At 37.2% G+C, this 7,627-nt stretch carries 8 protein-coding genes; 1 reads left to right on the top strand and 7 read right to left on the bottom strand.

The window, feature by feature from the left end; translation table 11 throughout:
- The first annotated feature begins 1,123 nt into the window (after positions 1-1,123).
- Positions 1,124-1,405, top strand: a complete 282-nt coding sequence (locus tag GXZ17_RS06065; RefSeq protein ID WP_409376395.1) for a hypothetical protein — start codon at positions 1,124-1,126, stop codon at positions 1,403-1,405.
- Positions 1,406-1,506: 101 nt separating this feature from the next.
- On the opposite strand, the gene cmr6 is transcribed toward GXZ17_RS06065, so the two are convergent.
- The 7 genes from cmr6 to cas10 all read right to left on the bottom strand — a co-directional run.
- Positions 1,507-2,613 carry a type III-B CRISPR module RAMP protein Cmr6 gene (cmr6, locus tag GXZ17_RS06060; protein ID WP_409376394.1) on the bottom strand — a complete coding sequence of 369 codons (1,107 nt, stop codon included), beginning with the start codon at positions 2,611-2,613 and terminating at the stop codon, positions 1,507-1,509.
- Complete coding sequence (cmr5, locus tag GXZ17_RS06055; protein ID WP_409376393.1) at positions 2,594-3,016, bottom strand: type III-B CRISPR module-associated protein Cmr5; 423 nt, start codon at positions 3,014-3,016, stop codon at positions 2,594-2,596. Before cmr5 ends, cmr6 begins: the two co-directional genes overlap by 20 nt.
- Before the next feature lie 12 nt (positions 3,017-3,028).
- Positions 3,029-3,979: a type III-B CRISPR module RAMP protein Cmr4 gene (cmr4, locus tag GXZ17_RS06050; protein ID WP_409376392.1), complete on the bottom strand. Its 951-nt coding sequence runs from the start codon at positions 3,977-3,979 to the stop codon at positions 3,029-3,031.
- A complete protein-coding gene (locus tag GXZ17_RS06045; RefSeq protein ID WP_409376391.1) occupies positions 3,980-5,116 on the bottom strand; it encodes a putative CRISPR-associated protein in 1,137 nt (378 codons plus the stop codon).
- Positions 5,113-5,709 (bottom strand): type III-B CRISPR module-associated protein Cmr3, encoded by a 597-nt coding sequence (cmr3, locus tag GXZ17_RS06040; protein WP_409376396.1) that lies wholly within the window; start codon positions 5,707-5,709, stop codon positions 5,113-5,115. The genes GXZ17_RS06045 and cmr3 overlap by 4 nt, the downstream gene beginning before the upstream one ends.
- A gap of 39 nt (positions 5,710-5,748) precedes the next feature.
- Positions 5,749-6,231 carry a type III-B CRISPR module-associated Cmr3 family protein gene (locus GXZ17_RS06035; RefSeq protein ID WP_409376390.1) on the bottom strand — a complete coding sequence of 161 codons (483 nt, stop codon included), beginning with the start codon at positions 6,229-6,231 and terminating at the stop codon, positions 5,749-5,751.
- Positions 6,232-6,233: 2 nt separating this feature from the next.
- On the bottom strand, positions 6,234-7,627 hold a 1,394-nt coding region (cas10, locus tag GXZ17_RS06030; RefSeq protein ID WP_409376389.1), incomplete at its 5' end, for a type III-B CRISPR-associated protein Cas10/Cmr2.

Genomic DNA, 7,627 nt, shown 5'->3' with positions numbered 1-7,627 from the left:
TAGTTATACAGCAACTCTTGCAAGCAAAGGTTGCCCTAAGCTTATTTATGAAAAATTGAAATAATCTTGGGAATATTTCTTTCACCTTTGTTATCTCCTTTCATTCATTTTTTGTTTACATTCCATCTACCTACGAGGGATTGAAACAGACATGCCTGCGGCAGGCTTAAAAGAAAAAGATTTTAAAGATTAACTACAAAAGAGCAAATACTATGGAGGATGAAAAGCATCCTCCGTGCCTGCGGCAGGCTAAAGGATAATTGGAAAAAAAGTTATAGAGGGGAAGCATGCCCCGTTGTCTGTAGTTCACCTATAAGGGATTAATACAGTGGAAGAATAGAACTTTCCACCATATTACAGTTTTTAAGCTGGTCTTGTAGCCTACTTACGCGAGATTGAAATGATGATAGTTATACAGCAACTCTTGCAAGCAAAGGTTGCCCTAAGCTTATTTATGAAAAATTGAAATAATCTTGGGAATATTTCTTTCACCTTTGTTATCTCCTTTCATTCATTTTTTGTTTACATTCCATCTACCTATGAGGGATTGAAACAGACATGCCTGCGGCAGGCTTAAAAGATAAAAGATGAAGTACGAAAAGCAAATACTACTGAGACTTTAAATGCTTTGGACCCCTGATAGGGGCATTTAAGGGTGATGGATAAGAGAGTCGTTGCGAACCCCGCTTTATCGTCTGGCGTGGTAATCTCACACTCTGGAAAAGCGAGATCGCCACGGGATACAAGCAAACGACCCTCGCGATGACAAGAAAGGAAGGCTTCCTCTTCTCTGATTTAGATTCCTGATAGGGACATTCAGGAATGACCCCCTCCGTCATTCCCGAAATCTTCAATCGGGAATCCAAGTTTTTGCTTCTTCTTTTGATTTTTTCGGAGGTTATGAGGAGGCTTTACCCCCTCAGTCGATAGAAACGCTCAGGGGTGACAAACAAGGCGATAAAGCCATTCCGAGGCAATGAAAAGGATAATATAAATATTCAATGGTGACGGCACAGAGGGAGATTTTATTTCCACCCTCACTTTCCCTCTCACGTTTCTCGTAGTAATGGAAAAGACCTCGCAAAGATAAAAGTGGTAAAATAGGAGAAGGGGAGGTGCTAAAATGTCTTTAGATGATGCAATGAGAAAAGCCGGTCTTGTGGAATCACTAAGGAAGTATGCAGAAAACTCTCCCGGGATAGTGGGCAGATATGCGAGCGAAGTATATGCAGAGATTGGGGAAGCATTAGAAAATACCATTAACTCACAATTCAATATTCTTTCTCATGAGATAAAGGCACTGAGAGAAGAATTAGTTCCCGCAATAAAAGAGGCAGTTAAAGAGGGGATAAAAGAAGGTATAAAGGCTTACCAGGAGTCTCAAAACCCAGATAACAAAAAATAGGTTTAGACATCGCTTAGTAAGCCTGAGCAATGATTATCAGGTAAAACTTATTGCTTTTACGTTAAAAAACAAGTTATAATCCCAATGCAATCAAGCTACAACTACAAAAACACCCCATAGCCCAGAGAAGTTTTAGCCCCAACTCCATAATTCTCCAGTGCGTCTTTTAGTAAAGTTTTAGCTTCCTGTAGCAAAGTTTGGTTACGTGAGGCAAGTCGGAAATAAAAATCCGTATTCTCGACAGTAAGAAACTTTATTGGCTTGGGCTGTTGCCAGTCTGTGGGAGCCTGACTACCACTATAATATTCCGGATAATGCGGATTCATTATATCAATTTTTAAATTTATATTTCCATCTGGATAGGCATCAAAAAAAATAACGTTACCTTTTTGTTGTTGGGTGCCAAAAATATCCTGGAATAAACTTATTAATTCCTTCTGCTCCTTTATGAGCTCCAATAGTAATTCATCTGGTTTCAAGTTATCGACTCTGAACTTCCTTTCCAAATCTTTAATAGACAATTTATCATCTCTTTTATCTTCATTTTCATTTTTCAAGTCAGCTTCGCTGAGAATCTTCTCAAAACATTTTATCTGCTCAATTGGTAAACGCAGTTTCTCGAAGTTACTTAAAATAAACCAGTGTCTTGTTGCTCCCTTTATAGCACTTCCTGGTATGTAAGGAATCCCATAGTTGTGATGCAAAGTCATCGATGTTTCCTGGGGGTGAGATGAACCGAGACCGACTATTAATCTCCACGAGGTTCTTTTTGTAAAGCCGCTATCTACAACCCAACCACTATCACTAAGTTTCTCCTGCCACTCTTGCTGCCTCTTTAAAATAGATTTTAGAAAATTTCCAGCATTGGATTCTTTGATCTTTTTGATTTCTCCCACTACAAATTCAAGATATTTATGCTTATTTTCAGGGGCATCCCTTCCGCTACTGCTTTCGTTGGACATAGCGTAAGGAATCAACTTACCGAAAGCAAGTACAGGATTTATAACAGTTTGTTGGGTACTTTCATAAAACCAGTCTCTTACCTCTTTTTTCCCTCTCCGTTCTTCATATTTGTCTTTCTTTCTAATCACATTTCGTAGAATATTAGCTGTATCGCTCGGATTATAGAACTTGCAGCCCCTTCCCGGTCTTGTCGTTTCTGCATTTTTATTATTTATCCGCATCTTCTCACTCTTCCCCTTCTTCAATCAAGCCTTCTGCAAACCTTCTCAGCCAATTCAAAAAGGCAAGAATCTCTTCCTCAACATATCGATATTGGTAAGAGTTCAAGGAAACTACCCACCCGGTTAAATCCTCGCCACTCGGCTTTTGTATTCCTGAAACACAAGGACTTTCCATATAACTGCTTATTTGTCTGTAAATTAAATCGTAAGCGTCTTCCTTTTCTTTATTTGATTTCTTCTTCGAACACACAAAAGCCATTGCCTGTCCCAAGCCATTAGTAAAAATCATCTGGGGAATTTTCCTTGCATAAGACCTATAATCTTTTTTAAGCTTATTACTTTTTTCACATGCTTCTAATGCACAGTTATAGGCAAACTCCGCCCTTCCTCCTTCGAGTTTACTCATGATTGTTTTCTTTTCAGCCACGCCAATTCCCTCCTACATCATATTTATTCTTACAATACCCTTACCTATGGTCTGGTTCCCACCGATATGAAGGACTTCAGGAACCCCCTGTTTGAAAAACCCAATTACGTTTTCCGCCTCTCCCTTGGGCGTATCGCTCTTTAAAATTCCTTTTTTGCTATCTTCAGCTCTTAAATGCGTCGCCATAGCTATGGAGTATAATATTGTATCCTGTGGCAGATATTCTTCCGTCCAGAGGGCACCACTTTCAACTGTTCCGGTTTCGCTATTTATCTTGGTTCTTGCTACAACTTCAGTCGAAGTAGTCACAAAACTCTTAAAATCATCGTCTTTAAGAATCACTATGTCTTTCTTAAATTTTTCCCTCCAAAAGTCATATATGGGGTCAACAGGGAAAATAATATCAGCAAGACTCCTTGCAACTTCATCTACATCTTTGTTCCTGGTAACTTCAAAAGTAAATTCCTCTAAAACAATTCTATTGTCCACAACTATGAGCTGCGTTTCGGTAGAAATGGTATTTTCAAGGTTATCTATGTTTGCAGTCCAGCTAAAATCTCTCCCCTCTACTCTCCTTATATCTTCCATAAATCTCGCAAGAACAAGTGGACAGGTCACCCAAGCAAATACTCCCTTTAGTGACTTAACAGGAAAGAAGAAAACCCTTGCATCTGTAAAGGCGATGGAGCCTGCATGCTCGTCCCCGGTTTTTTCTGGACCAAAAACCAAGTTAATATATGCTCTATCGCTGAATTTAATTTTTTGGCCCTGGATTTCTACTTGTTTAGACGAATTTGCAAAAGCCTCTCTAACACACCCCTTGATGCCCGAACCTTCAATTTTGGGAAAGCCGGTATGCCTTTCCCTCTGTATCGGAAGATCCACAATACCTACTTCACTTCCGCTCCCGGCATGTATGGGGGCTTCTGCAACAAGAAAAAAAGGTTGAAAAGCTTTATACATTTACAAAACCTCCTTTGAGATTATTTCCAGTTCAAATTCTTGCAACTCTATATCTTCACTAAATGAAACACTATTAAGATATCTTTCATACTCTTTGTGGTTATCAAAAACATTGTAAATATAAACCTGTCCTTCTTTAACAAAATAAAAGATCCTGACAGGATTGTCACCATCATCGTATACCTGGTGCCCATTTTTATATTCAGTTTTGTTATTCCTAATCTCCTCCCTCCAAAACTTTTTTGATATTACTTCTTGTATCCACTGGGAATTATTAATTTTTTGTTTTGATTGAGAATTGGTATAAAATTCAAACAACTTATTCTTACAAGTTTCCCATAGAATTTTTCCCAGTGGATTTAATTCAGCTATTGGACTATTGTTAACGTAATCTTCCCAAACCATGACTCCATATTTTCTATAAAAATCACTGTATATTAATTCGTTGTAATCCTTTTCGTTGTCTATTCCTTTTTGCAGTTTAGCTATAATATCCTTATTATTACGTAAGTCTTCACAATTTATTACTTCCGTGGAAAGCGGAAGACTGGGTATTTTTATCAAGGCATCTTGGTCTTCAAAAATATAATATATCGGACATCCATTAAGCTGAGATAAGATAGTAAGGTAGGGAATAGTCGCTTTATAACCACCGGTAATATTTATGACTGTGTTATCCCAATACCCATTAGTAATTTTAAAGGTTTTTTCAATTAGATTCCGCATCCCATTCATAAATTTTTTGCTATCTTTTACTTGTAAATCTCCAATTATATCCAGGGTTATTCTGCCATCTTCGAACTCCGATAACTTCTTCAGCCCTTCTTCCAAAATTTCTCCTGCCAGCCTTCCTAAAATCGTATCCGAAGAAAAAAGATAAACTTCAAAATCATCCTGCAAATTTTCCTTCAATTTTATGAGGCTCTTTATTTCAGCTGAAGCATTTTTTACATCAGTTTCTTTAAGCCAGAAGCTTATCTTTTTTTTAATACCTTCTATTTTTCCTAATTCATTGTTGTAATCCTTACTTTGCCTGTCTTTCAAAGCCTCAAAATGGTTTTTGAAAGTCTTATCACTACTATACTCAAAGTAATTATCAAAAATAGAAGTACCTACCATTGTTATAATCTTCTTCATAATTTAACTTCTCCCAAAATAGCCAATCCAAAGCCTTCTTCAGGTAAAACATCAGAGATGTTTTTAAAATGAAAAGATTCTCTTATTTTTTCTGTGTAATCTTCATTCTCTAATCTAAAATAATAAACCGAGCCAGCCGGCACTGCTTTTCTCATGGGTTTGGGTTTATTTTTTGCCATATCCCATCCTCCAATTGAAACCGACCTTCCTATAGCACAAGCAATAAGTTTTAGCTTTATCCCCTCAAACTCACCCTCAAAAGTTTCCTTATTTATCCATTTCGGTAACCAGCCATTTTCAAAAATAGCTGGAGTTGCTAAATAGAGCTTGAAAAGCCCGTTTGAGAAAGTAAGCTTAATATTCATTAACTCCTCAATTGGGTTGCCATTTATCCTCTCAAACTCAGCGGCTTTTGACTCTCCACCAAGCTGTATAACTCCTCTGCTCGGCAAGCCATCAACTCCCCCTACATTAATTAGAAGGCTTACGTCTTTTTGAAGTCTTACCAAAGGTATCCTGTAAAGATAATTTTCCTTCGATGTTCCTGTTAACACATCACGAGCAATACCAACTTTCTGTTCCTGAGCATAAATTTCTCTGTTAACTTCATCACCAGATGTTTTCTTGCTTCTTCACAGAAATCCATACTCATCTTGTTTATTTTCTAAGTAACTCATAAATTCAACCAAATCAATAACGCCCTCGGCTTCTTCTGCAGCATTTTCCTCAGGCCAAATTAATATATTTTCAGGCCCATAATCAGAAACAAACAAGTCCGGCTTTTCGAGTAATTTTAAAGGTTGCAAGTTTTCCTCATCACTTACATAAACTATGTCAAGGGGTGGTTTTAGAAAAACATCGTCTTTTTTATACAAAAAAGGTCCTTTTAGTACTAAGCTTCCTTTCTCGCTTGGTGTCCCGATAATTTCTTTAAATTTTCCTTTTTTAAATTCCTCAATCGTACCCATGTGAAAGATTAAAAAACTCCTTATTGCTCCGTATAATGTCGATGGAAATGGTGGAAACACTGCATCTACCCACGTATCAACTCCCCCGCTAAAAGGCCTACCCGTTCTAAAAAACAAAGTATCAAACGGTGTTATCTTTATAAACATCGTTAATCCTCCGCCTTTACTGTAAAAGTCGCTATTTCAAGCAAATTTAAAAATCTGTCCAAAAAAGCTCCCGTTTCAAAAAAAAGCAAGCTTAAATTCTCAGATACACTTTTTACCATCTCTTTTTTTGCATATTTTTCTCCATGACAGGCTCTCATAATAGTTCTTTTTAATTCGGCTTCGAAGATGGCCCCAGAAACCTGTAGGTATCCATCTTCTCCTTTAACTCGCTCAAATTCTTCAGTCAATCTATAAATAAACCTCTTAGAAATCCAGGGTTTATCCTCTTTTTCTTCAAGTTTATCAGCAAAATCTACGAGCGTTTCTAAAACATCTATATCATCATATTTCCATTTACACAAAGCTTCTTTTACCTGTCCAGAGTGCTTCATTAAAGCAATGCCAAAGGCATCTTTCTTCTCGTCAATGTTTTTAGCTTTTTTCTCCATTTCTCTTGCTTTGTCGAGAACAAGCTTTAAAGGAGTTTTATAATGAGCGATTACCGCTCCACAAGATGCCGTTGCATTCTTTCCCATCGTAAGGTAATAAAAACCATCTTTTTCAATGAATCCAGATTCATTTTCCCAACAAACTTTTGTTACTCCATTCTCTATTTTTATGTGACCTGAAAAGGCTGCTCTCAACTTTCTCATCACTTCAAATAAATCCTTCAAGTTAACGAAAGCTAAAACATCATCACCACCTGCATATACAATTTTTCCCAGATGTTCTTCCTCAACAATTGTTCTCACAAACTCTATAGTGTAGTTTCTCAATGCTGTTGAAATTGAAGCATGAATAGCAGGGGTAAGAGGCTTTTTGGGCGTTATTTCTTTTAACTTTGCTTTAAAGTCATCAGGCAGGCTTTGCCACACACTCGAATTGTAAGCATTTTCAATGTCAGGAAGATTCCAGCCGCTCAACCATTTCCCCATAGAATCGGCATCAAATATAATGACCGCATAATAGGGGTTGGGAGCTCCAACTTTATTTATAAGACTCCGAAGCTTTTCCTTTAATTCATTGATTTGCCCCTCCTTAAGATTTATTCCAAGCTGTTTTTTAAATTGTTGTGAAGATAGGTTTTCATCAAAAAACCATTCTCCTTCGAGATTTTCAAAATCGGTATGCTTGTTCATTATTTTGGGTAATGGCATCGTAGTGACTTCCCTCACTCTTGCTTCACCAACCACTGTTATAAATGTTTCAATGTACGCTTTTAAATCGTCCCCTGCTTTTTCCAAACACATCAGTTTAAAATCACTTGTAGCTATTTCAGCTGTTGAAGGAAATGAGTAATTCTGAAAAGGGTTATTAGAAGTATTTTTAAATTTTTCCTTTAAATAATGATCACCCAGAGCTCTTTTCACAAAACAAATAGTACACAATACTTCAC

The organism is Candidatus Sordicultor fermentans (genome assembly GCF_012728195.1).
Lineage (GTDB): Bacteria > Atribacterota > Atribacteria > Atribacterales > Caldatribacteriaceae > Sordicultor > Sordicultor fermentans.
This window is presented reverse-complemented; position numbering and strand designations above follow the sequence as displayed.